22 protein-coding genes and 1 riboswitch are annotated in these 21,563 nt (G+C 66.6%); of the genes, 13 read left to right on the forward strand and 9 right to left on the reverse strand.

The features are described 5' to 3' along the window. Positions 1 to 9: 9 nt before the first annotated feature. Positions 10 to 762, forward strand: a complete 753-nt coding sequence (locus tag C8N34_RS16265; protein ID WP_108129673.1) for an endonuclease/exonuclease/phosphatase family protein — start codon at positions 10 to 12, stop codon at positions 760 to 762. Here C8N34_RS16265 and C8N34_RS16270 read toward each other — a convergent pair. Next, positions 707 to 2,227, reverse strand: coding sequence for a phospholipase D-like domain-containing protein (locus tag C8N34_RS16270; RefSeq protein ID WP_158640717.1), 1,521 nt, complete (start codon positions 2,225 to 2,227; stop codon positions 707 to 709). The two genes, C8N34_RS16265 and C8N34_RS16270, sit on opposite strands and share 56 nt — an antisense overlap. A gap of 226 nt (positions 2,228 to 2,453) precedes the next feature. On the opposite strand from C8N34_RS16270, the gene C8N34_RS16275 reads away from it, so the two are divergent. Genes C8N34_RS16275 through C8N34_RS16285 form a run of 3 tightly spaced genes read left to right on the forward strand, consistent with a single transcriptional unit; the run spans position 2,454 to position 6,205 of the window. After that, entirely contained in the window at positions 2,454 to 2,948 is a 495-nt protein-coding gene (locus tag C8N34_RS16275; protein WP_158640716.1) for a putative pterin-binding protein, read from the forward strand. Beyond that, positions 2,945 to 5,545: a hybrid sensor histidine kinase/response regulator gene (locus C8N34_RS16280; protein WP_108129676.1), complete on the forward strand. Its 2,601-nt coding sequence runs from the start codon at positions 2,945 to 2,947 to the stop codon at positions 5,543 to 5,545. The genes C8N34_RS16275 and C8N34_RS16280 overlap by 4 nt, the downstream gene beginning before the upstream one ends. A gap of 39 nt (positions 5,546 to 5,584) precedes the next feature. Beyond that, positions 5,585 to 6,205: a response regulator gene (locus tag C8N34_RS16285; protein WP_082400770.1), complete on the forward strand. Its 621-nt coding sequence runs from the start codon at positions 5,585 to 5,587 to the stop codon at positions 6,203 to 6,205. On the opposite strand, the gene modC is transcribed toward C8N34_RS16285, so the two are convergent. Genes modC through C8N34_RS16305 form a run of 4 tightly spaced genes read right to left on the reverse strand, consistent with a single transcriptional unit; the run spans position 6,202 to position 9,203 of the window. Further along, positions 6,202 to 7,308 (reverse strand): molybdenum ABC transporter ATP-binding protein, encoded by a 1,107-nt coding sequence (gene modC / locus C8N34_RS16290; RefSeq protein ID WP_108129677.1) that lies wholly within the window; start codon positions 7,306 to 7,308, stop codon positions 6,202 to 6,204. The two genes, C8N34_RS16285 and modC, sit on opposite strands and share 4 nt — an antisense overlap. Beyond that, complete coding sequence (modB, locus tag C8N34_RS16295) at positions 7,305 to 8,003, reverse strand: molybdate ABC transporter permease subunit (RefSeq protein ID WP_108129678.1); 699 nt, start codon at positions 8,001 to 8,003, stop codon at positions 7,305 to 7,307. The genes modC and modB overlap by 4 nt, the downstream gene beginning before the upstream one ends. Before the next feature lie 18 nt (positions 8,004 to 8,021). Further along, positions 8,022 to 8,777, reverse strand: coding sequence for a molybdate ABC transporter substrate-binding protein (modA, locus tag C8N34_RS16300; protein ID WP_108129679.1), 756 nt, complete (start codon positions 8,775 to 8,777; stop codon positions 8,022 to 8,024). 60 nt (positions 8,778 to 8,837) lie between these two features. Next, entirely contained in the window at positions 8,838 to 9,203 is a 366-nt protein-coding gene (locus C8N34_RS16305) for a winged helix-turn-helix domain-containing protein (protein ID WP_229825623.1), read from the reverse strand. 104 nt (positions 9,204 to 9,307) lie between these two features. Then, positions 9,308 to 9,522, forward strand: a riboswitch (cobalamin riboswitch). 33 nt (positions 9,523 to 9,555) lie between these two features. Here C8N34_RS16305 and C8N34_RS16310 point away from each other — a divergent pair. Genes C8N34_RS16310 through C8N34_RS16325 form a run of 4 tightly spaced genes read left to right on the forward strand, consistent with a single transcriptional unit; the run spans position 9,556 to position 12,685 of the window. Then, on the forward strand, positions 9,556 to 9,924 hold the full coding sequence (locus C8N34_RS16310) for a DUF1636 family protein (RefSeq protein ID WP_108129680.1): 369 nt from the start codon (positions 9,556 to 9,558) through the stop codon (positions 9,922 to 9,924). After that, positions 9,921 to 10,697: an ABC transporter ATP-binding protein gene (locus C8N34_RS16315; RefSeq protein WP_108129681.1), complete on the forward strand. Its 777-nt coding sequence runs from the start codon at positions 9,921 to 9,923 to the stop codon at positions 10,695 to 10,697. The genes C8N34_RS16310 and C8N34_RS16315 overlap by 4 nt, the downstream gene beginning before the upstream one ends. Before the next feature lie 18 nt (positions 10,698 to 10,715). Then, the gene (locus tag C8N34_RS16320; protein ID WP_108129682.1) at positions 10,716 to 11,648 is read left to right on the forward strand and encodes an ABC transporter substrate-binding protein; all 933 of its coding nucleotides are present in this window, start codon (positions 10,716 to 10,718) and stop codon (positions 11,646 to 11,648) included. A gap of 2 nt (positions 11,649 to 11,650) precedes the next feature. Beyond that, complete coding sequence (locus C8N34_RS16325; protein WP_108129683.1) at positions 11,651 to 12,685, forward strand: FecCD family ABC transporter permease; 1,035 nt, start codon at positions 11,651 to 11,653, stop codon at positions 12,683 to 12,685. On the opposite strand, the gene C8N34_RS16330 is transcribed toward C8N34_RS16325, so the two are convergent. Then, a complete protein-coding gene (locus tag C8N34_RS16330; RefSeq protein WP_108129684.1) occupies positions 12,682 to 13,449 on the reverse strand; it encodes an ABC transporter permease in 768 nt (255 codons plus the stop codon). The genes C8N34_RS16325 and C8N34_RS16330 overlap by 4 nt on opposite strands. Positions 13,450 to 13,535: 86 nt before the next feature. Between C8N34_RS16330 and C8N34_RS16335 the strand changes: the two genes are divergently transcribed. The 5 genes from C8N34_RS16335 (at position 13,536) to C8N34_RS16355 (ending at position 18,764) form a co-directional block, all read left to right on the forward strand. Further along, positions 13,536 to 15,614 (forward strand): 4Fe-4S binding protein, encoded by a 2,079-nt coding sequence (locus tag C8N34_RS16335; RefSeq protein ID WP_108129685.1) that lies wholly within the window; start codon positions 13,536 to 13,538, stop codon positions 15,612 to 15,614. Positions 15,615 to 15,627: 13 nt separating this feature from the next. After that, a complete protein-coding gene (locus C8N34_RS16340) occupies positions 15,628 to 16,497 on the forward strand; it encodes an FAD:protein FMN transferase (protein WP_108129686.1) in 870 nt (289 codons plus the stop codon). A gap of 93 nt (positions 16,498 to 16,590) precedes the next feature. Continuing rightward, the gene (locus C8N34_RS16345; protein WP_108129687.1) at positions 16,591 to 17,214 is read left to right on the forward strand and encodes a LysE family translocator; all 624 of its coding nucleotides are present in this window, start codon (positions 16,591 to 16,593) and stop codon (positions 17,212 to 17,214) included. 3 nt (positions 17,215 to 17,217) lie between these two features. Beyond that, complete coding sequence (locus tag C8N34_RS16350; RefSeq protein ID WP_054301885.1) at positions 17,218 to 18,114, forward strand: homocysteine S-methyltransferase family protein; 897 nt, start codon at positions 17,218 to 17,220, stop codon at positions 18,112 to 18,114. Further along, positions 18,114 to 18,764 (forward strand): RluA family pseudouridine synthase, encoded by a 651-nt coding sequence (locus C8N34_RS16355; protein ID WP_108129688.1) that lies wholly within the window; start codon positions 18,114 to 18,116, stop codon positions 18,762 to 18,764. The genes C8N34_RS16350 and C8N34_RS16355 overlap by 1 nt, the downstream gene beginning before the upstream one ends. A gap of 1 nt (position 18,765) precedes the next feature. Here the strand turns inward: C8N34_RS16355 and C8N34_RS16360 are convergent, their stop codons facing one another. From C8N34_RS16360 to C8N34_RS16370, 3 genes are read right to left on the reverse strand one after another with little or no spacing between them, the layout of a single operon-like run. Next, positions 18,766 to 19,182: a hypothetical protein gene (locus tag C8N34_RS16360; RefSeq protein ID WP_054301883.1), complete on the reverse strand. Its 417-nt coding sequence runs from the start codon at positions 19,180 to 19,182 to the stop codon at positions 18,766 to 18,768. Continuing rightward, positions 19,182 to 19,574 carry a glycine zipper domain-containing protein gene (locus tag C8N34_RS16365; RefSeq protein ID WP_054301882.1) on the reverse strand — a complete coding sequence of 131 codons (393 nt, stop codon included), beginning with the start codon at positions 19,572 to 19,574 and terminating at the stop codon, positions 19,182 to 19,184. The genes C8N34_RS16360 and C8N34_RS16365 overlap by 1 nt, the downstream gene beginning before the upstream one ends. After that, positions 19,564 to 21,543 (reverse strand): AI-2E family transporter, encoded by a 1,980-nt coding sequence (locus tag C8N34_RS16370; protein WP_108129689.1) that lies wholly within the window; start codon positions 21,541 to 21,543, stop codon positions 19,564 to 19,566. The genes C8N34_RS16365 and C8N34_RS16370 overlap by 11 nt, the downstream gene beginning before the upstream one ends. Positions 21,544 to 21,563 lie beyond the last annotated feature (20 nt).

Genomic DNA, 21,563 nt, shown 5'->3' on the forward strand with positions numbered 1-21,563 from the left:
GCATCAGCCATGCAGCCCCCTGTCCTTACCGTCGCCACCTACAATGTGCAGAAGGGAATCGGTACCGATTTCCGGCGTGACCCGCATCGCACGGCGCGGGTCATTGCCACGCTGGGCGCCGATATCGTGGCCTTGCAGGAGGCGGACCGGCGGTTCGGGCAGCGTCGCGGTGTTCTTGATACGGCGGCGCTGGCGGCGGAAACCGGGCTTTTGCCGGTGGATGTGCCGCAGCGGCTGGGCGGTGCGGCACATGGCTGGCACGGCAATATCCTGTTGGTCAGGGCGGCGCGGATCGAGGCGGTGCATGTTCTGCATCTGCCCGGCCCCGATCCGCGTGGGGCGCTGGTCGCGGATCTGGAGATGGCGGGCCTCGGGCCATTGCGGGTGATCGCGGCGCATCTGTCCCTGCTGGCCTCGGCGCGGCAGCGGCAGGCGCGGCTGTTGGCCGAACTGGCCACGGATGCCGACCGGCCGGTCATCGCGCTGGGAGATATGAATGAATGGCGCCGCTGGCCCAGCCGGTCGCTTGCCGCCCTGGACGAACAGCTTGGGCCACCCGGCATGGCGGCCAGCTTTCCCGCACCCTTTCCGCGTCTGGCGCTGGACCGGATCTATGCGGGGCAGGGGCTGGAACTGCTCGGGGCTGCGGTGCATGACACGCCGCTGGCGCGCCGCAGTTCCGACCATCTGCCTGTGGTCGCGCGGGTCAGAGCAGCCACTCTATCGGCAGACGCCCCGCCAGACGCAGCAAAAGACGGCTGAGCGCCGATGTGCCGGGGTCGCTGTCATGTTCGGCCACCCCGCCTTCCGGCAGATCCTCGCGCCAGATCAGCCGGTGCCCGCGCGGTGTTTCGCGCAGGCCAAGATGATAGACGCTTTGCCGCATCTCGCTTTCCAGAAGCCGGGTGAACTCGGCCGCCAGATCGGCGGCGTCGATGATCAGCCCGATTTCGGTGTTCAGATACATGGACCGCTGGTCGAGGTTGAATGACCCGACGAACAGCCGACGCGCATCCACAACGAAGGTCTTGGCATGCAGGCTGTTGCGGCTTGGGGTGCCGCGCAGCCGTTCACCCAGCCGCCGCCTTTCAGGCTCCAGCCCCTCGCCGCCCTTCAGTTCAGCAATCTCGACCCCTGCCATCAGCAGTCTGCGGCGATAGCGCGCGTAGCCGCAATGCACCATGGTCACATCGGTGGATTGCTGGCCATTGGTCAGAATGCGCACCCGCACCCCGCGCCGCGCCAGCGCCTGAAGCCGCCGCAGGCCCGCGCCGCCGGGCACGAAATAGGCCGAAACGATATCGAGACTGCTCTGTGGTTGTGCCAGAAGCTCGCTGATCCGGTGAATGGCCAGCCGCCGCAACCCTGCGCGGCCCAGAACCTTTTCAGGATCGTCGCTGACAACCTCGACCCCGCCGATAGCGGGGACGAGTGCCCCCGACAGAAGTGCGTCCACCGGCGTGGCCTCTCCCGTGGCGGCGTCGGAACGGGCGGCGGGCGGGGGCATCGGCCGGGCGGAGACCAGATGCCGCACGGGGATTGCCGCGCGTGCGGTCCAGTAACGTTCGAAATCCTCGGTCACCATCTGCCCGACCGGGCCAAGCCCGAACACGTCGAAGTCGATGAAGTGATACTGCCCGTTCCCGGCGAAATACTCATCGGCGATGTTGCGCCCGCCAAGGATGCAGCAATCCCCGTCAGCCACCAGCGCCTTGTTGTGCATGCGCCGGTTCAGCCTGCCGAAATCCAGCGCGAGGTTCACATTGCGCCAGCGCCGCAGCAGCGCGGGATTGAACAGCCGCACAGCCACGCCGGGCGACGAGGCCAGCGCGGCAAGCGCCGGGTCCAGCCCCTGTGCGCCAAAATCGTCGATCAGAAGGCGGATGCGTACGCCGCGATCTGCCGCCGCCTGCAAGGCGTGCAGCAGATGGCGACCCGAGTCATCATCGGCCCAATGGTAGTATTGCAGATCGAGACTGCGCCGCGCGGCCTTGATCAGGGCCAGCCGCGCGTCAAATGCCTCGGTTCCGTCCCTCAGCAGGGTGAAGCCGGATCGTGCCTCCGGCAGGTGCAGCGCCGCGACTTGGTCCGCCAGGGGGGAGGCGAAGGTGCCGACCGGGGGATCAGTCTCGTGACCCCGGCGGGCCAGCCGCGCGAAGGACAGGCGCAGCCAGAGTGTGGCCAGAACCAGCAGTGCCCCGAAACTGGCCACGACCGGGATAAGCATAGGTGTCCCTCCGATGCATCTGGCCGGTGGTCCGGGGTCCGGTGCCTGGCCCGCAGCCCCGGCATCATGTGGCGAACCCCTGCGGATGTCGAGCATTGCCGTTCCGGGCCCCGGCCAGGGCACCCGTGCGGTCTGACTGACCTTAAGTATGGGTTGGCCTTTTGGGGCTGCCGGACTTTCCTTGGGGTTGATATGATCGGTCGGATTTTGCTTTCGGATTGGAACCATGACCCGGATGTTGCCCGCGCGAAACGTGCTGTTGGGGGCCAGCCTGTCGCTTTGTGCCTTCGCTGCCGTGGCGGCCGGGCAGGAAGATGTCTTGCTGACGGTGACCGCTGCCGATGGCGCGCAGCACGATTTCGACCGCGCGGCGCTGGAGGTGCTGCCGCAGGTCAGCTTCACCACCAGAACCATCTGGACCGAAGAGCCGACCACCTTTACCGGGCCGCCGCTGAAGGCTGTTCTGGAACAAAGCGGAATCGAGGGCGGGGATGTGCAGCTTCTGGCGCTGAACGATTACGCCATTGACCTCAAATGGGCCGAGATCGAGGAAAAGGCACCGATCATCGCAACCCGGATCAATGGCGCGGAATTTACGGTGCGCGACAATGGCCCTTTGTGGGTGATGTATCCGTTTGACAGCGACATCCGCTATCAGGATGAAATCATCTATGCCTCAAGCGTGTGGCAACTGATCGCCATTTCTGCTGTCACGCCGTGAGCGAGGGGCAGGAACCCCCTGACGGGCGGGCCCCGCGCTGGCTTCTGGCTGTGGTGCTGTTGCCGCTGGTGTTGCTGGGGCTGGGCCTGCTGTCAGTGAACGCCTATCAGATCAGCCTGCGGCTGGACGATGCGCGTGTGTCGCAATCTGACAATACAAGCTGGCTTTTCGCGCAGCTTGAGGTCGAGGAACTGAAAGCCCGCATGGCCCTGAACCGGGCCATTCGCTTTCCCGATGATCCCGAATCCCTGCCGCAGTTGCGCCGGGCGTTTGACATCTATCTCAGCCGGTTGAAGGTGATCGACGGGTATCTGCGCCAGTCGGCGGCGCTGAACCAGATGCGCCAGAGCAGGAACTGGCGCATGATCGTGCGCGAAAGCGCCAATCTCACGCGCCAGATCGACGTGCCGGATTATCTGTTGCGACCGTCGCTGACCCGGATCGAGCCGATGGCGGACCGCCTGGCCGGTTTCATGCGGCCCTTCGTGGTCGAGGCACTGGCCGGAATCGTTGAGGCCAATACCCAGCGCCGGGCCGAGCTGGGCGCGCTGATGACCCGCAGCGCGTTGCTCGCGATGGTACTGATCGTAATTCTGCTGGGTGTCAGCGCCATGATGATGCTGTTGTCCCAACAGCTTTATACTCAGCGCCGGGCCGAATGGCGGACGCGGTCGACCCTGGAAAAGACGCTGGCTGCATCGCTTGACGGGGTGATCGCCGCGCGACCGGATGGGGGCATCCTGCGCGTCAATCCTGCGGCAGAGCGTCTGTTCGGCCTGCCGCGCGACCGCATTGTCGGCACCGATCTGCAAAGCCTGTTGCCGAGGGCGCGCTCTGTCCGAGACGACGGGGACGAGACCGCAACGCTGGTCGATCCGGTCGGGCAGATGCTGCGGGGCGAGCTGCCGCCCGGCCGGATCGCGCTGGAAACCCGCCGCCCCGATGGCACGCCGGTCACGCTGGAACTGGCCGTCGCGCAGGACCGCGACAGTGACGGCGCGCCGGTGCTGTTTGCCTTCCTGCGCGACATCTCGGATCTGGTGCGGGCCGAGCGCGATCTGCGCGAGGCGCATGATGCCGCCGTGGATGCGGCAGAGGCGAAGTCGCGTTTTCTGGCGGTGATGAGCCACGAGATGCGCACGCCGCTCAACGGGGTGATTGCCGCGCTGGATCTGCTGCACCAGACTACCAGCCTGACCCCGGTGCAGGGCAGGTATCTGGGCATCGCGGAATCAGGGGCGCAATCGGCGCTGGACCAGATCAACAACGTTCTGGAACTGACCCGCCTCGATGCCGAGGCGCTGCGCGCGGAAGAGATGACCTTCGATCTCAACGCGGTCATCGAGGATCTGGCCGAACAGATGGGGCCACTGGCGCAGCGCACGGGCAACCGGATCGTGCTTGACCTGCCGCCCGCCGATGTGGCGCAGGTCTCCGGCCCGCGGCGCATCTTCGTGCAGACCCTGCGCAACCTTCTGGGCAATGCCACCAAGTTCACCTGTCAGGGCACGATCCACATTGTCCTGCGGGTGCATATCGCAGGCCCGTCGCGGCTGGTGCGGGTCGAGGTGCACGATACCGGCTCGGGCATCGCCGCCGACAAGCTGGGCCGCATCTTCGACGTGTTTGAAACGCTTGACGGCGGATATGACCGGCGGGTCGAGGGGACCGGGCTTGGCCTTGGTATCGCGCGCCGGTCGGTCGAACTCATGCAGGGCGAGATCGGCGTGACCAGCCGCGAAGGGGCGGGCAGCACCTTCTGGTTCACCGCCCGGATGCAGGCGCCGCAGCGGGGCGGCGTGATGCCGCTGCCGCCTGTCCAACCAGATACGGCGGATCTGCCCGCGTCGCATGTCCTGCTGGTCGAGGACCATCCCACCAACCGCGCGGTGGCACGGGCGATGCTGGAACATCTGGGCCAGCGCGTGCAGGAGGCGGAGAGTGGCGAAGCCGCCCTGCAGGCCGTGCGCGAAGGCGAGTTCGATCTGGTCCTGACCGACGTCAGCATGCCGGGCATGGACGGGCTCAGCATGGCCAGCCAGATGCGGGCGATGGGGGTCACATCGCGCATCATCGCCGTGACCGCCCATGCCCTGCCGGAAGACCTGCGCCGCATTCGTGCGGCGGGTCTGACCGAAATTCTGGTCAAACCCATCACCATTGCCCGGCTGACCGATATCCTGCGGGCCGGTGTCGGCCCCGAGGCCGAAAGTGCGCTGCCCACACTCGATCCCCGCATCGCGTCAGAACTGCGCGGTTTCCTGACGCCCGAAGCCTGCCGGGACACGTTGGATCAGCTTGATGTTGAAGCCCGGCAGCTGTTCACCTTGCTGGACGGGCCAGTGGGCGAAGGTGCCCGTCTGGCAGAGGCCGCGCATCGCTTCAACGGGGCCTGTGCCCTGCTGGGGGCAAAGCGGATTTGCGCGCAACTGACCGAGGCCGAAGGCGCCGCGCGGTCTGGCGGGCGCATGGCAGTGCATCATGCGCGGCTGACAGCCGAATGGGCGCGTCTGAGGCGACAACTCGTCACGGCCTTGCTTGCGGAGACCGCGCAAAAGGCAGATACTCCACCGGGCAAGCCGCCAGCCGGATATTAGGCGGTCGACACTGCTGCGCAGTAATCAGGAGGAGCTGTCTTGGCTGAAACGCCGCGCGTGAGCCTGCTTATTGCCGACGATCACCAATTGATCCGGGATCTCGTTGCCACGCATTTGCGCGCGCAGGGCTTTGACGAGGTCGTGGCCGTCGAAAGCTTCGAGACGGCCCGCACGGCCATCGCCCGCCATGGCTGCTTTTCGCTGGTGCTTCTGGATCTTTCGATGCCCGGCGTTCACGGCATGGATTCCGTGGCGGCACTGATTGCGGAAAATGCGGGCGGGCGTCTGGCGGTTTTCTCCGGTCAGGCGCAACCCGAGATGGTGACTGCCGCGCTGGCGCGCGGGGCCAGCGGTTTCATTCCCAAAAGCACACCGGCGCAGGAGCTGGCGGCCGCGATCCATCGCATTCTGGGGGGCGAGATCTATCTGCCCGAAGGCTTCGATCCGGTTGCCCCCCGGCCCTGGCAACCCGATCTGACGCCGCGCGAACGCGAGACTCTGGGCTTTCTGCGCGACGGGCTGATGAACAAGGAAATTGCCCTGCGCATGGGGCTCAGCGAGGTGACGGTCAAGATGCACGTCAAGTCGATCTGCGCCAAGCTGAACGCACGCAACCGCACGCATGCGGTCATCCTCGCCTCGGCGATGATGCTGGATTAGGGACTGTCCGCGCCGGGTCTGCCATGGCCCACGTTTTCCTGCGCGACAGAGACCGCCTTCAGCACAGCATGAATCTGCTGACCGGGCTTCAGCCCCAGTGCGGCGGCAGAGCGGCGTGTGATCCGGGCCAGCAGCATCTCGTCCCCCGTCTCCAGCTGCACCAGCGCACCCGGGCCTTCGCCCAGCCTGACCTCCCGCACAACGGCTGGCAGGATGTTCAGCGCCGAAATCCCTTTGGGGCGGCTGGTCGCCAGCATGACATCCTGTGCGAGGATGCGCAGGCGAAAACTGTCGCCCGCCCGGCCCGCCACGCGCGGCAACCACAGCGGACCTGCGCTACAGTCCAGACGGCTGAGCCCGTCCTCGTCCGGCACCGCCAGCCGTGCGGAGAGGATCGCCCCGGCTTCGCGCAGTCCCAGCGCAGGTGCGGCGGCGGGGTCGGACAGGAGTTCGGTGGCCGGGCCTGCGGCGGCCACGCGGCCCGCCTCGATCAGCACCAGCGTGGTGGCCAGCCGCGCCACCTCGGGCATGGAATGGCTGACGTAGAGGATGGGCAGATGCAACTCATCCCGCAGCCGCTCCAGATAGGGCAGGATTTCGGCCTTGCGCGCCTCGTCCAGCGCCGCAAGCGGCTCGTCCATCAGCAGAAGGCGCGGTTCCGACAGGATGGCACGGCCCAGGGCGACACGGCTTTTCTCGCCCCCTGACAGCGCGGCGGGACGCCGGGCGAGCAAGGGGCCGATCCCCAGCATATCGACCACGCGGGCGAAATTGTCCGGTCCCCGGCGGTGCGCGAACCAGCGGCCATATAGCAGGTTCTGCCGCACGGTCAGATGCGGGAACAGCCGAGCGTCCTGAAACACATACCCCACCCTGCGCCGATGTGGCGGCAGGAAGGTGCGGGTTTCGGTATCCAGCAAGACCTCGCCCCCTGCGATGATGCGACCGTGGTCAGGGCGCAAGAGACCCGCAACAGCATTCACCACCGTCGTCTTGCCGGAGCCGGAACGTCCGAACAACACCGTCACACCCGGCGGTGCTTCGAACGCCACATCCAGCGTGAAGTCGCCAAAGCGATGGGACAGGTTCACCGATAGCGTCATGTCCCGGCGATCCTGCGCGCGACGGCCCGGCTGATCCATTCCGACAGCATCAGTGCGGCCATGGCGATGCCCACCGCCACCAGCACCAGACGCGCGGCCTCCTTCTCTCCGCCGGGCACTTGCAGAAAGGCATAGATGGCGGAAGGCAGTGTCTGCGTCTGGCCAGGGATGTTTGACACGAAGGTGATGGTGGCGCCGAATTCGCCCATCGCCTTGGCGAAGGCAAGGATGGTGCCCGCCAGAACGCCGGGCAGGATCAGCGGCAGCGTCACGGTCAGGAACACCCAAGGGCGCGAGGCACCCAGCGTGCCTGCTGCCTGTTCCAGCTTGGGGTCCACCGCCTCCACCGCCAGCCGGATGGCCCGCACCATCAGGGGAAAAGCCATCACGGCGGCGGCCAGCGCCGCGCCGGTCCAGCGGAAGGCCAGCACGATGCCGAACAATTGGTCGAGGATCTGGCCCACCGCGCCCTTGCGCCCGAACGTCAGCAACAGCAGATAGCCCGTCACCACTGGCGGCAGGATCAGCGGCAGGTGGACGATGCCGTTCAGCACCTGTTTGCCGCGAAATTCCCACCGCGCCAGCGCATAGGCGGTCAGAATTCCAAAGGGCAGGCTGGCGGCCACGGCCCAGAGCGAGACGCGCAGTGACAGCGCCACGGCGCGCCATTCGTCGGGGGATAGCCAGTCTGTCATATGCCGCCGGTCGGGCCCTTACTTCAGGATCGCGAAGCCCTGCGCGCTGAAGGCCGCATGCGCTGCCTCGCCCGAAAGCGCCTCGTAAAAGGCTTTGTCCGCCGCATCTGCCGCCCCGGTCAAGAGGGCAGCGGGATAGACGATGGCCGGATAGCTGTCGGCGGGGAAGGTGCCGACCACGGTCACATTGTCATCAGCGGCAGCGTCGGTGGCATAGACGATGCCATAGGGCGCCTCGCCGGTGGACACCAGTGCCAGCGCCGCGCGCACGTTGTCGGATTGCGCGACGGCGGGTTCCACCTTGTCCCACTGACCCAGCGCCGTCAGCGCGGCTTTGCCATATTGCCCGGCAGGCACGGAATCGACCATGGCCATCGCCAGTTTCCCGTCGCCCAGCAACGCGGACAGATCGAAGCCCGCCCCGATCTCAACCGGCGCCGCATCCTTGCCATGCGCGATCAGCACCAGCGTATTGCCCAGCAGATCCTCGCGCGTGCCCTCCACGACCAGCCCGGCGTTCTGCACCTCGTCCATCCAGTTCGGGGCGGCAGACACGAAGATGTCGGCGGGCGCCCCGGCAACGATCTGCTGCGCAAGCTTGCCCGAACCCGCATAGCTGATCACCACCTGATTGCCGGTTTCCGCCTGCCACTGCGAGGCCAGGTCATCCAGCGCGTTCTTCATCGACGCGGCGGCGAAGACCACGACCTCCTCGGCGGCGGCAGGGCTGGCAGCGAGGGCGAAAGCAAGCGTAAGGGCAAGACGGCGGGACATGGGAGACTCCGATATGTTTCGGAAAACATATCTGGCAGGCACCTCCCGGTCACGCAAGCGTTATTTTTTTTCAGACATATCCGCCTTGGTCGCAGGGGCAAGCAAGGCCTCCAGCGCGGTCACCTCTGCCGCCCCCGCCTGTTCGGCGGCCTCCAATACCGCAAGGTAGCGGCGCAGCACCTCTTGCCCGGTCTCTGTCACCTGCGCCCCGCCGCCGCCCGCCCCGCCCCGCGCACTGCTGACCAGCGGCTCACGGAAGGCCGCGTTCATTTCCTCCACCAGCGACCACGCCCGCTTGTAGCTCATCTGCATCTGTCGCCCGGCTGCGGCGATCGAGCCGGTCTCGCCAATGCGCTGCAACAGCTCGGCCTTGCCGGGGCCAAGCATGGCGGTGTCGAACAGGATGCGCAGCTTCAGCTTGGTCATCGGCGGGCCTTTCCGGGTGTCTCGGGCAATCATCGCCGCCGGCGCGCCGACAGGCAAGGGTGCGCCGCTTGTCGTGCCCGGGCTTGACGGCGGCGCCGAGTCATGCGCTTCTGGCCGCCGATGGTTCCCGGCAAATGCGACGCCGGGTGAAAAGGGAACACGGTGCGGTGTAGCCATCAGGCGCCAATTCCGTGACTGCCCCCGCAACTGTAAGCGGCGAGCGACCCCCAATGCCACTGGACCCCGAACTGCGGGGCCGGGAAGGCGGGGCAAGCTGCGACCCGCGAGTCAGGAGACCTGCCATCGAGAACCGCAACAACCACCGGGCGGGGTGCCCCGGGAAGGAGATCGTATGGACAGATCCCCGCGCAGGCCGATGGCCGCGCTTTCCACCGAAACCGGCGCGCGCCCCGCGCCGCATCAGATGCTTGTCTGCCAGTCCTGCCCACATGTCGGGCGCGAATGCAGACCCGGCCTGAACCTGTTGATCCAGCTGCGCGGCGCCCTGGCGCTGGCGGGTGTGGGGGCAGAGTTCGAGCTGTCGGGAACGCTGTGCGTCGAAGGCTGCCAGCGGCCCTGCACCCTGGCCTGGCGGGTCGCCTCGGGCGAGACCTGGCTGTTTGGCGATGTCGAAGATGGCCAGGATATCGACGCGCTGGTGGCCGGAATCGTGCGCCCTGCGGCTGCGGTCATCCGCACGGCGGCGGGGGCGATCCAATGACCCCGGCGCTGGAGTTCCGCTCGGTCTGCTGGGGTCCGAAGGACCGGCCCGACATCCTGACCGATATCAGCTTTTCCGTTCCGCAGGGGCAGATCATGGCGATCTGCGGCGCGAACGGGGCGGGCAAGACCTCGCTTCTGCGGCTGATCTATCGCCACCAGCCGCCCCGGCGGGGCACGGTATCGGTTACAGGGCGCGACCTGTGGCTCATGTCAGCGCCCGAGGCCGCGCGCATCGTGGCTGCCGTGGTGCAGGAGCAACCCACCGATTTCGTGCTGAGTGTGCGGCAGATCGTGGCTTTGGGCCGCTTGCCGCATCGCAAGGGCTGGGGCAGCGGGCTCGCTCTGCCCGGTGAGGCTGATTGCGCCATCATCGACGCCGCCATGGCCCGGCTGGACCTGACAGCCTTCGCAGACCGCAGTTTCGGCACCCTGTCCGGGGGTGAAAGGCAGCGTGTCATGGTTGCCCGTGCCCTTGCGCAAGAGCCGCGCATTCTGGTGCTGGACGAGCCGACCAACCATCTGGACATCCGCCACCAGCTTGATCTGTTGCGGCTGCTGCGCGATCTCGGCCTGACAGTGGTGACCACGCTGCACGATCTGCCGCTGGCGGCGGAATTTGCCGAACGCATGCTGATCCTGCATGGCGGCCGTATGCTGGCGGATGGTCCGCCCGATCAGGTGCTGCACGAGGATCTGCTGCACACCGCCTTTCAGGTGCGGGGCCGGATCGACCACAGCGGCACCGGCCCGCGCCTGTCCTTTCACCTCTGATCCGATCAGGAGTTTCCGATGATCCGTCTCGCCCTTGCGGCGCTGCTGCTGTCTGCCAGTGCGGCTGCTGCCTTCCCCGTCACCGTCAAAAGCTGCGACCGTGATGTGACCTTCGACGCCGCACCCACGCGCGCAATTTCCAATGATGTGAACCTGACCGAAATGATGCTCGTGCTCGGCCTGCGCGACCACATGGTCGGCTATACCGGCATTTCCGGCTGGAAGACGCTGGACCCCGAAATGCGCGAGGGCGTCGCCGAATTGCCGGAGCTTTCGGCCAAATACCCCAGCAAGGAAGTTCTGGCTGCGGCGGAGGCTGATTTCTTCTTCGCGGGCTGGAATTATGGCATGAAGGTCGGCGGCGAGGTTACGCCCGAAACGCTGGAACCTTTCGGCATCAAGACCTACGAACTGACCGAAAGCTGCATCCATATCGGGCCGAAAGCACGCAGCACGATGCAGGACATGTATCAGGACATGCTGAACCTTGGCCGCATATTCGGCGTCGAGGATCGGGCAGAGGCGCTGGTCGCAGGTTACAAGGCGCGGCTGGCCGAGGCGACGAAGGGCGTGGACCACGACCATCCGCTGCGGGTCTTTGTTTACGATTCGGGCGAAGAGGCGCCGTTCACTGCCGGCAAATACGCCATGCCGACCGCACTGATCGAGGCGGCGGGCGGCGTCAACATCATGGATGATCTGGACAAAAGCTGGGCCGAAGTGGCGTGGGAGCCGGTGGTGGCGCGCAATCCGCAGGTCGTGGTGATCGTGAACTACGGCGATGTGACGGCGGAACAGAAGATCGCCTTCATGAAGGGTAATCCGGCCTTCGCGGATATCGACGCGGTGAAGAATGATCGCTTCGTCGTGCTGGAATATGTCGAGGCGACGCCGGGGCCGCGCAATATCCGCGCGGTCGAAAAGCTGGTCGCCGGGTTCGCGGGCCAGTGACGATGCGGCTCGCCCTGCGTCGCGCCCTGCCGCGCCGGGCGGGCCTTGCCCTTGCCGTGCTGCTGGGGCTGGCGCTTTCGGTCAGCCTTGCGGTTTCGGTTGGATCGGTCGCCATCGCGCCGGGCACCGTCTGGGGGGTATTGCTCGACCGGCTGCTGCCCGGGCTGGTGACGCCCGACTGGGGTGTGGGGCAGGCGAATATCGTCTGGCAGATCCGCCTGCCGCGCGTGCTGCTGGCGGCTCTGGTCGGCGGCGGGCTGGGTCTGGTGGGCGCGGCGCTTCAGGCCGTTACCCGCAACCCGCTGGCCGATCCGCATTTGCTGGGCATTTCCTCGGGCGCCGCGTTCGGTGCGATTGCGGCTCTGTTACACACGGGCATGTTCCTTGGCCTGCTGACCGTGCCGCTGATGGCCTTCGGCGGGGCGCTGGCGGCCACGGCGCTGGTGCTGGGCGTTGTGGCGCTGACCGGCGCGGGGGCGGCGGACCGGCTGGTGCTGGCGGGGGTTGCGGTCAGCTTTATCATCATGGCCGGGGCCAATATCCTGATCTTCCTCGGTGACCCGCGCGCCACGCATACCGTGGTGTTCTGGATGCTGGGCGGGCTGGGCCTTGCGCAATGGTCGCATCTTCTCTGGCCGCTGGCGGTATTGCTGCCGGTGGGCCTGTGGCTCTGGTCGCGGGCGCCGGTGCTGAACGCGATGAGCCTTGGCGACGAAACCGCCGTAAGCCTTGGGGTCGAGGTCACGCGATTCCGGCTGGCGATCTTTGTCGCCGCCGCGCTGATCACCGGGGTGATGGTGGCCTTCTCCGGGTTGATCGGCTTTGTCGGGCTGATGATGCCGCATCTGGTGCGGATGCTTGTCGGGGGCGACAATGCCTGCGTGCTGCCCGGATCGGCACTGGCGGGGGCGGTGTTCCTGATCGGGGCTGACGCTGCGGCGCGGGTGGTGCTGGCGCCCGAAGATCTGCCCATTGGCGTCGTGACCGGCCTGTGCGGCGGGCTGTTCTTCATCTGGCTGATGGCGCGACGGCGCTAACCACGCCGCCAGCGCGCCGCGCGGCGTTCGGCGGGCTGGATCAGCGCAAGGTCGATCACCAGCATCACCGCGACGAAGGCCAGTGCATAGGCCAGGACGCCCGCAATCTCGAAAAGCTGGAATTTCAGGTGGATCTGAAAGCCGATGCCGCTGGAGCGGCCCAGAAACTCCACCACCAGCACGATCTTCCAGATGATCGCCAGCCCCGCCCGCGCGCTGGCCACCAGAAAGGGCGCAAGCTGCGGCAGCAGCACATGCCGCGCCCAGATCAGGCGCGACAGGCGAAAGACGCGGGCCATGTCGTTCAGCTCGGGTGACAGCGTGCGCGCGCCTTCCCGCATGGTCACCAGCACCATGGCGGTCTTGTTGATGGTCACGGCGGCAATGGCGGCCACCTCATTCAGCCCGATCCACAGATAGCACAGCACGATGACGACCAGCGCGGGCAGATTGAGGAAGATCAGCACCCAGGGGTCCAGCCAGCGGTTCAGCCGGGGCAACCGGCCCAGCGCCACCCCCAGTACCGTGCCGAGCGCCATCGACAGGCCGAAAGCAAGTGCCACCCGCACCAGCGTCGCCGTCATGTGATGCCACAGCCGCCCTGATCTGGCCTCCTCCCACAGGACCGCTGCCACTTCGGGTGGGGCGGGCAGGATGCGCGGCTCGCCCCGCAACAGCGACAGCGCCCACCAGAAGGCCACAAAGCCGGTGAGCGACAGCAGGAAGATCAGCCGGTCGGCCGGGGTGCGGGCGGAAGGCTCCATCCTCCGACCATAGCGCCGCCCACTGCCGCCCGCGCTGCGACCTTCGTCCAATTTTCGGGCAGGCGCGCGAATGCCTAGTCTGGCGCATGCGTATCCTGCACCTTGTTCTTTGCTGGGTTCTGATGACCGGCGCCGCCCTTGCCGCGCCGCTGGACCGCGACCAGATCGCGGCTTTCGTCGTGCCGCCCTATGCGCTGGGCGAGCCGGTGAATGACAAGGGGGTCTGGAGCCTTCTGAACTCTGGCGGGGCCGAGGCGGGCTATGTGTTTGAAACCGCGATCATGGCGCCGCTGCCCGGCTTTTCCGGCGGGCCGATCAATATGCTGGTGATGCTGGATCTGGATGGCCGCTTTATCGACGTGCGGCTGATTTCGCATAACGAGCCGATCTTCGTCTCCGGTCTGGGCGAGGCGCCGTTCCGCAAGTTTCTGGAACAATATCGTGGCCATTCGATCAATACCCCGATGGTGGTGGGTGTGCCCTATGGTGATGCCGGTGCGGGCAGCGGGCTGGTCTATCTGGACGGGGTGCTGAAGGCCACGGCCTCGGTCCGCATCGCGCACGAATCGATCCTCGCGGCCACGCTGGAGGTCGCGCGGGAAAAGATGCAGGGCATCAAGTCCGTGCCCCCCGCCACCCCCGACCCCGCGCATGACGAGGCGTTGGACTGGCAGGCACTGGTGGATCAGGGCATCGCGCGGCACTTGCGGGTTACGAATGCCGAACTGGACGCGGCCTTCGCTGGAACGATCTGGGCAGATGACGACCCGGAGGCGCAGGCCGATCCGCAGGGATTGTTTCTTGACCTCTGGCTGGTGGACATCGGGCCGCCCAGCATTGCGCGGGCCGTGCTGGCGCCGGATGCGCTGACCGATCTGAACCGTTTCCTCAGCCTTTCCCCGACCGAAGAGCCGTTGTTGCTGATCGACAGCGGGCGGCACGGGCTGGTCAGCGCGGATTTCGTGCGCAACACCGCGCCCGATTTGCTGGGCGCCGAACAGGACGGGCTGCCGGTGGCGCTGCGCGATGCCGACATGATCTTCGACACCCTGCCCGGCGTGCCCGAAGGCACCGCGATGATCCTGCGCAGCGACCGGCGGCTGGGCTTCGATCCGGCGCGCGACTGGACCCTACAGGTCAAAGCGGTGCGCGAACACGGCATGTTCCAGCCCGAGATCGGATCGACCACCTTTACTCTTGCCGCAGGCACGCCCGAACGGTTCTTCCTGCGCGCCAAGCCTGTCGAGGCTCTGCCGCAATGGCTTGAGGCCGCGCGCAACCGGGCGCCCGACCTGATCGCGCTGGCGCTGCTGCTGCCGGTTCTGCTGCTGGCGCTGGGGCCGGGGATGAACCGCCTGTCGGGGCATCGCCATTTTACCGCGATCCGGCTGGCGGTTCTGGCCGGAATGGCCGGTTTCGTGGGGTTCTGGGGGCAGGGGCAACTGTCCATCGTAACGCCGCTGGCGGCGCTGCGCACCGCCAGCGATGGCGGCAGTTTTGCCTACCTGCTGTATGATCCCTTCTCGCTGGTGGTATGGGCGGCGGCGGTGCTGGGGTTCGTGCTTTGGGGGCGCGGGCTGTTCTGTGGCTGGCTTTGCCCCTTCGGTGCCTTGCAGGAATTCGCCCATCACCTTGGCCGCCTGCTGCGCCTGCCGAAGATCGAGCTTTCGGTGCTGTGGGATGCACGGCTGAAACGGGTGAAATACCTTCTGCTCGCGGGGCTGGTGCTGACCGTTTTCATCGCGCCCGACCGGGTGGATACCGTGGCCGAGGTGGAGCCGTTCAAGACCGCGATCACCACGCATTTCATGCGGGAATGGATCTTTGTCACCTATGCGGGCTTCTGGCTGGTGCTGGGTCTGTTCACCTTCAAGGGCTTCTGCCGCTATATCTGTCCGCTTGGGGCACTGATGGCGATTGGCGGGCTGCTGCGCGGGCGCGACTGGATCGCGCGGCGCAAGGAATGCGGCTCACCCTGCCAGTTATGCAAGGTGCGCTGCAATTACGGAGCAATCGCGGCGGATGGGAAGATTGGCTATTCTGAATGTTTCCAGTGCCTTGATTGTGTGACGATCCATAATGACGCGAAACAATGCGTGCCTTTGGTGCTGGCCGCGCGTGGCCGTGCGATGCGGAAACGCGCGGCGCCGGTGGCCGCGAAATGACGGGGGCGTTGCGATGATCAGGCGGCGGCGGTTCCTTCAGATCATGGCGGCTGCGGCGGCGTTGCCGGTCCGGGCTGGGGCCGGGGCGCGCTGGCAGGGGCAGGCTCTGGGGGCTGACTGCGACGTGCTGCTGGCCGGACCGGGGGCTGAGGCTGCGCTGGCCGGGATCCCACCGCTGTTGGAGCGGGTAGAGGCGGCCTTCAGCCTGTACCGCGAGTCCGAACTGACCCGGCTGAACAGCACAGGCCAGCTTGAGCCCTCCGCCCTCTTTGCCGAAATGCTGCCGCTGTGTGACCGGCTGCACGGATTGACTGACGGTGCATTCGATCCCAGCGTGCAACCTGTGTGGCAGGCGTTGCGGGACGGGCGCGATCCGGTTGCGGCACGGGCGATGGTCGGCTGGAGCCGGGTTTCCCGGCGCGATGGCGGGGTGCAACTGGCACCCGGCCAGGCGCTGACCTTTAACGGCGTCGCGCAGGGTTTTGCCAGCGATCTTGTCCGTGATCATCTGGCGCGGCAGGGCTTTGACCGGGCGCTGGTCAACATGGGTGAATATGCAGCCCTAGGCGGGCCGTTCCGGCTGGGCATTGCCGATCCGGTGGCGGGAGAGCTTGCCGAATGGCATCTGCGCGGCACCGCCATGGCCCTGAGCGCGCCGGGCGCCACGCTGATCGGCGGAGCGCCACATATTCAGCATCCGCAGGGGCGCGCGCCGCTGTGGTCCAGCGTCGCGGTCGAGGCGGACAGCGCCGCGCTGGCCGACGGTCTGTCCACCGCGCTGGTGTTCCTGGACCGCGCAGCGATTGCAGACCTGAAGTCCCGGCTGCAGGGTCTGCATCGTGTGGCGCTGGTTGATCGGGCGGGCAATCTGACAAGCCTTTGACCCGCAGGGCGGCCGCGTTGCCGAACCGCCATCGCGCCCCTTGCCATCGGACCTGCGCCAGCCGACTGTGGCCGGATGCCAGAGGAGGCCCCGATGTTCGACCTGTTAGCCCTGATCCCCGCGCCCGAGCTGGCCGCCTTTCTGGCGGCGGGGATCGTGCTGAACCTTACCCCCGGTGCAGATGTGATCTTTGCCACCGCCTCGGGTATGGCAGGTGGACCGAAAGCCGGGGCGGTGGCCGGGCTCGGGGTCGGGCTGGGCGGGCTTTGGCATGTCGGGCTGGCAGCCGCGGGCGTCAGCGCGCTGGTGGCGGCGCATCCCGGCGCGCTGGTGGCACTGAAATGGCTGGGCGCGGCCTATCTTCTGTGGCTGGCGTGGAAAAGCTGGCACGCCGGACCAGCCACCGAGGCGGGGCGTGGTATCGCCAGCCCGCTGCGCGCGCTTTGGCGCGGGTTCCTGACCAATGCCTTCAACCCGAAGGTGGCGCTGTTCGTCATCGCCTTCCTGCCGCAGTTCACCGATCCCGCGCGCGGTCCGGTCTGGCAGCAGATCGTTCTTCTGGGTGTGCTGTTCACTTTCACCGGCACCTTGATTACATGCAGCTATGGCGCGCTGGCGGGCTGGGCGGGTCAGACACTGGGCCGCCGCATGGGCGTCCTGAACAAGGTGGCGGCCGTGATGTTCGGCGGACTTGCCGCCCGGCTGGTATGGGAGTGAACCATGGCTAAGATCGCGCTGCTTGACGGCGGTATGGGGCAAGAGCTTGTGGCGCGTTCGGGGGACGAGCCGACCCCGCTGTGGGCCACGCGGGTGATGCTGGACCATCCGGGTCTGGTGCGGGCCATCCACGACGATTACTTCGCCGCCGGGGCTACCATCGCCACCACCAATACCTATGCCATCCACCACGACCGGCTGGAACGTTTCGGGCTGGATGGTCAGTTCGCCGCCCTCCACTTGGCGGCGCTGGAGGCGGCAGAGGCCGCCCGCGCCGCGCATGGGTCCGGGCGGATCGCCGGGTCCATCGGCCCGCTGGTCGCCACCTACCGCGACGACGTGGTCCTGCCTGTGGACGAGGCCGCGCCGAAAGTGGCCGAGATCGCGCATCTTCTGGCCCCGAAGGTGGATTTCATCCTGCTGGAAACGCTGTCGACCGTGGCACAGGCCGAAGGGGCGCTGAAAGGCGCGGTGCAGGCGGGCAAGCCGGTGTGGTTGTCGGTTTCGGTCCATGATCGCCAAGGCGACCGCCTGCGTTCGGGGGAGCCACTGGCTGATCTGGCGCCGCTGGTGGCGCACTATGGTCCGGCTGCCGTCCTGGCCAATTGCTCCGTCCCCGAGGCGATGGGCGACGCGCTTGCAGTACTGGGCAGCTTTGGCCTGCCCTTCGGCGCCTATGCCAACGGCTTTACCCATATCTCTGACGGGTTTCTGGAGGATGCGCCGACGGTGGCGGCACTGACTCACCGCCATGACCTGACGCCCGAGAAATATGCCGATTTCGCAATGGGCTGGGTGGGGCAGGGTGCCAGCATCGTGGGCGGCTGCTGTGACGTCGGCCCCGCGCATATTGCCGAGCTTGCACGCCGCCTGCGCGAGGCCGGTCACGAGATCGTCTGATGCCGCCCTATGAATACAACCCGCCCGATGTGCCGCTGTCGATTCTGCACCATGACAGTGCCATTCTGATCGTGGACAAGCCGGCGGGTCTGCTTTCGGTGCCGGGAAAAGATCCCGGCAAGGAAGATTGCCTGATCGGGCGCCTGCGCCGGGTCTTTCCCGAGGTGCTGTTGGTACATCGGCTGGATTGTGACACGTCGGGCGTCATGGTCTTTGCGCTGAACAAGGCGGCACAGGGCAATCTGGGCCAGCAGTTCGAAAAGCGGCAGACGAAGAAAGTCTATATGGCGCGGCTCTGGGGCCATCTGGAGCCGAAAGAGGGCACCGTGGACCTGCCGCTGTGTGTGGACTGGCCGAACCGCCCGCGGCAGCATGTGAACCACGAACAGGGCAAGCCTGCGATCACAGACTGGCGCGTGCAGCGCCATGACGGCAAGACCACCCGCGTGCGGCTGATGCCGCAGACCGGGCGCAGCCATCAGTTGCGCGTGCACATGCTGGAGCTTGGCCACCCCATTCTGGGCGACCCGATCTATGCCACGGGCGAGGCACTGGATTATCCGCGTATGATGCTGCACGCCGAAAGCCTGCGCATTCGTCACCCGGAAACCGGGAAAAGCCAGACCTTCAGCGCGCCCGTTCCGTTCTAGTCTAGCGCCGCAACTTCAGCGCCAGCAACAGACCGGCAATGAAAGCCCCGCCAACGGTTGCCATCGGCGCTTTGGCAAGCACATCGGCGCCGGTGCCCATCAGGGCCGCCATTTCCGCCTGTCGCATCTGCAATTCGGCTTCGGCCCGCCGGAGACGCCGGTTCCTGCCGCGCAGGGTTGCCATCAGGGCCGTGGCAAGCGCGAGGATCAGAAAGCCCGCCGACATCAGCAGCGAAGCGATGATCGGCCCCTGCCAATGGGCGAGGCCAAGCCAGGCTGCGGCGGCAAGAAACCCCAGCGCGACGAGCGCCAGAAGCCCGGCCAGAATCAGCAGGGCCGCGCGGCGCAGCGCGTGAGATGCCTGCGCCGCCGCATTGGCCGAAGCCGCCCCGGCGGCGAGCCGCAACAATCCCAGCATCAGCGACGGCCCAGCAACAGGCCGAGGAAAAGGCCTGCCAGCGCGGCGATCCCGGCGGATTTGAGCGGATGGGCGCGGATCTCGTCTTCCAGATCAGCCAGACCCTGTTCGGCCTGAGCCTTTGCGGCGCGGCCCTGCTCTGCCAGCTTCGACGCCGCTGCCTCGCCCTTGGCACGCAGTTTATCGGCTTCTTCCTTTACCACCTCGCCGACGGCGGCCCCCTGAGCCACACCAAAATCGGCAAGGGTCTGGGCGATGCGGGCAAGATCGTTCCGCAGATCGGCGATCTGGCCTTCCAGCCGGGCGCGTTCCGACCCGGCCAGCGCATCTTCGGCGCTGGTGGCGGCTTCGTTCACGGCATTGGCGGCGGCTTGGGCGGGGTTACGGGCCATGGCTGGCTCCTTCTGCTGAAACATCTGGTATGCCCACGCTGATCTTGCGATTGCGCGGGCGCGATCTGGCGCGCGCCGTTTCGGGCAGGGCGCGCGCCTCTTCCTGAGAAACGGCTCCGGCGACGGCTGGTTCCATTGCAGTGGCGACAAAATCGGCGCCGATCTCCTCCGCCTCCCGCAGTTTTGCGGGATCGACCTTTTCAATGATGCGCCAGCCTGCCTCCGGCGAAGGCGTGGTGTCCGGCATCTGCCAGAGAACCACACCCACGCGCAGGCGCGGATGCGCCCGCTTCAGCCGTCGCACATGCAGAAGCGATGCGCGCGAAGGGGCGGGGTCCAGAAAACACAGGATCACGCAATCCTGCGCGCCTGGGTCCAGCGCCTGCAGGCGGGCGGGCGAAAGATCGCTGTGCGGGTGGTGGCGGGCATCGGCCCCCTCTGCTGCCAGCGCCTGTGCCAGCATCGCCGCAGAGACATCGTCCAGCGCCGAACGCCCGCCGATGCACAGGATGCGGCGACCTTCGGCGGGCAGCGGTTCTGTCTCCGCGCGGGCCTCGTCCAGCTCTTCGTCGATGACGACATGCAGATCGCCGATCATCGTCATCGCCACACGCGCCAGCCGTACTTCCTGTTCCCCGGACAAGACGCCGCGCGACCAGTCTGCCTGCGCCATCATCAGGGCTGGCAGGCCGACATCGCGGTAGTAATCGGCCAGCCAGTCCTGCTCCAGCGCCTCTTCGGCGCGGAAGGTTGCCTCGATGGCGTCGCCCGCCAGCCAGCGCTGGTAAAGCCGGGCGTGGGGGGCCAGAACGGGTTCATCCCCGAACAGGATGTCGAACAGCTCGAATTGCGGGATGTGGCGGCCCAGCACGACCAGGCACACGGTCAGGGGGGTCGACAGCACCAGCCCCAGCGGTCCCCAGATCCAGGTCCAGAAGATCGCGCTGACGATAATGGCCAGAGGCGACACGCCGGTGCGCGACCCGTAAAGCCATGGCTCGATGACATTCGAGGTAATCAGCTCCACCGCGATGAACAGCGCGGCGGTCCACAACAGCGCCGACCATTCAGGGCTGACCGCGAAGGCCAGAAACAGCGGGAAGGCGGCGGAGAGGATCGAGCCGATATAGGGCACGAACCGCAAGACCAGCGTCAGCAGCCCCCAAAGCAGGGCATTGGGCACGCCGATCAGCCAAAGCCCGATCCCGATGGGCAGGGCGTAGATGATGTTCACAAGCAACTGGATCAGCAGGTAGCTGGCGACGCGCGATCCGGCATCCTCCAGTACCTGCGTTGTACGGTGCAGGTCGTTGGAGCCGATCAGCCGGATGAATCGGTCGCGCAGTTCCTCGCGCTCCAGTAGCATGAAAACCACGACGACGATAACGAGGCCGGTGGTGGCGATCGGGCTGACGAGGGGGAGCACTAGATCCTGCAACATGGCGACCGGGCTTTGCGGCTCTACCACCTCGACCTTCAGGGGTTTGCGGTCAGCGGTTTCGGCGGTCGTATCACCCGGCAGTGCCGTGCTGATTTCGGCGTTGATGGCCGTCACCATGCCGGTCACGCGTCCGATGATGCCGTGGCGATCCCCCTCTGCCTGCAATCCCTCCAGCTTGGTGATGATATTGGCCTGAAATTCCGGCAGATTACGCGCCAGAGTCGATAACTGGCTGGCCACGACCAGCGAGAAGGCCCCGATCAGGGTAAAAGCCAGAAACACCACGAGCAGAACCGAGGCCGTGAGCGGCACGCCCCGGCGCCGGATGCGGTTGACAAGGGGCGACAGCGCGAAGGTCAGAAGGACGGCAATGGCAAGCGGCAGAAAAACCGCCTGTCCGACGTACAGCACCGCTGCGACCGCGGTGATGGTGGCCAGGCCGGGCAGGGTAATCCTGCGGGCCTGGGGCACCTCTTCCGCGTCTGACGGTGGCGTGGCCGCGGCAAGCCGCAGCGCGGTATTCGGCATGGGGCACCTGAAAGACAACG

The organism is Gemmobacter caeni (assembly GCF_003054195.1).
Taxonomy (GTDB): domain Bacteria; phylum Pseudomonadota; class Alphaproteobacteria; order Rhodobacterales; family Rhodobacteraceae; genus Gemmobacter; species Gemmobacter caeni.

What these genes read in the sequence shown, in the direction of transcription:
- C8N34_RS16265 (WP_108129673.1), top strand. Translation starts at nt 10, where the DNA reads ATGCAGCCCCCTGTCCTTACCGTCGCCACCTACAATGTGCAGAAGGGA.
- C8N34_RS16270 (WP_158640717.1), bottom strand. Translation starts at nt 2,227, where the DNA reads ATGCTTATCCCGGTCGTGGCCAGTTTCGGGGCACTGCTGGTTCTGGCC.
- C8N34_RS16275 (WP_158640716.1), top strand. Translation starts at nt 2,454, where the DNA reads ATGACCCGGATGTTGCCCGCGCGAAACGTGCTGTTGGGGGCCAGCCTG.
- modC (WP_108129677.1), bottom strand. Translation starts at nt 7,308, where the DNA reads ATGACGCTATCGGTGAACCTGTCCCATCGCTTTGGCGACTTCACGCTG.
- modB (WP_108129678.1), bottom strand. Translation starts at nt 8,003, where the DNA reads ATGACAGACTGGCTATCCCCCGACGAATGGCGCGCCGTGGCGCTGTCA.
- modA (WP_108129679.1), bottom strand. Translation starts at nt 8,777, where the DNA reads ATGTCCCGCCGTCTTGCCCTTACGCTTGCTTTCGCCCTCGCTGCCAGC.
- C8N34_RS16305 (WP_229825623.1), bottom strand. Translation starts at nt 9,203, where the DNA reads ATGACCAAGCTGAAGCTGCGCATCCTGTTCGACACCGCCATGCTTGGC.
- C8N34_RS16310 (WP_108129680.1), top strand. Translation starts at nt 9,556, where the DNA reads ATGGACAGATCCCCGCGCAGGCCGATGGCCGCGCTTTCCACCGAAACC.
- C8N34_RS16315 (WP_108129681.1), top strand. Translation starts at nt 9,921, where the DNA reads ATGACCCCGGCGCTGGAGTTCCGCTCGGTCTGCTGGGGTCCGAAGGAC.
- C8N34_RS16320 (WP_108129682.1), top strand. Translation starts at nt 10,716, where the DNA reads ATGATCCGTCTCGCCCTTGCGGCGCTGCTGCTGTCTGCCAGTGCGGCT.
- C8N34_RS16325 (WP_108129683.1), top strand. Translation starts at nt 11,651, where the DNA reads ATGCGGCTCGCCCTGCGTCGCGCCCTGCCGCGCCGGGCGGGCCTTGCC.
- C8N34_RS16330 (WP_108129684.1), bottom strand. Translation starts at nt 13,449, where the DNA reads ATGGAGCCTTCCGCCCGCACCCCGGCCGACCGGCTGATCTTCCTGCTG.
- C8N34_RS16335 (WP_108129685.1), top strand. Translation starts at nt 13,536, where the DNA reads ATGCGTATCCTGCACCTTGTTCTTTGCTGGGTTCTGATGACCGGCGCC.
- C8N34_RS16340 (WP_108129686.1), top strand. Translation starts at nt 15,628, where the DNA reads ATGATCAGGCGGCGGCGGTTCCTTCAGATCATGGCGGCTGCGGCGGCG.
- C8N34_RS16345 (WP_108129687.1), top strand. Translation starts at nt 16,591, where the DNA reads ATGTTCGACCTGTTAGCCCTGATCCCCGCGCCCGAGCTGGCCGCCTTT.
- C8N34_RS16350 (WP_054301885.1), top strand. Translation starts at nt 17,218, where the DNA reads ATGGCTAAGATCGCGCTGCTTGACGGCGGTATGGGGCAAGAGCTTGTG.
- C8N34_RS16355 (WP_108129688.1), top strand. Translation starts at nt 18,114, where the DNA reads ATGCCGCCCTATGAATACAACCCGCCCGATGTGCCGCTGTCGATTCTG.
- C8N34_RS16360 (WP_054301883.1), bottom strand. Translation starts at nt 19,182, where the DNA reads ATGCTGGGATTGTTGCGGCTCGCCGCCGGGGCGGCTTCGGCCAATGCG.
- C8N34_RS16365 (WP_054301882.1), bottom strand. Translation starts at nt 19,574, where the DNA reads ATGGCCCGTAACCCCGCCCAAGCCGCCGCCAATGCCGTGAACGAAGCC.
- C8N34_RS16370 (WP_108129689.1), bottom strand. Translation starts at nt 21,543, where the DNA reads ATGCCGAATACCGCGCTGCGGCTTGCCGCGGCCACGCCACCGTCAGAC.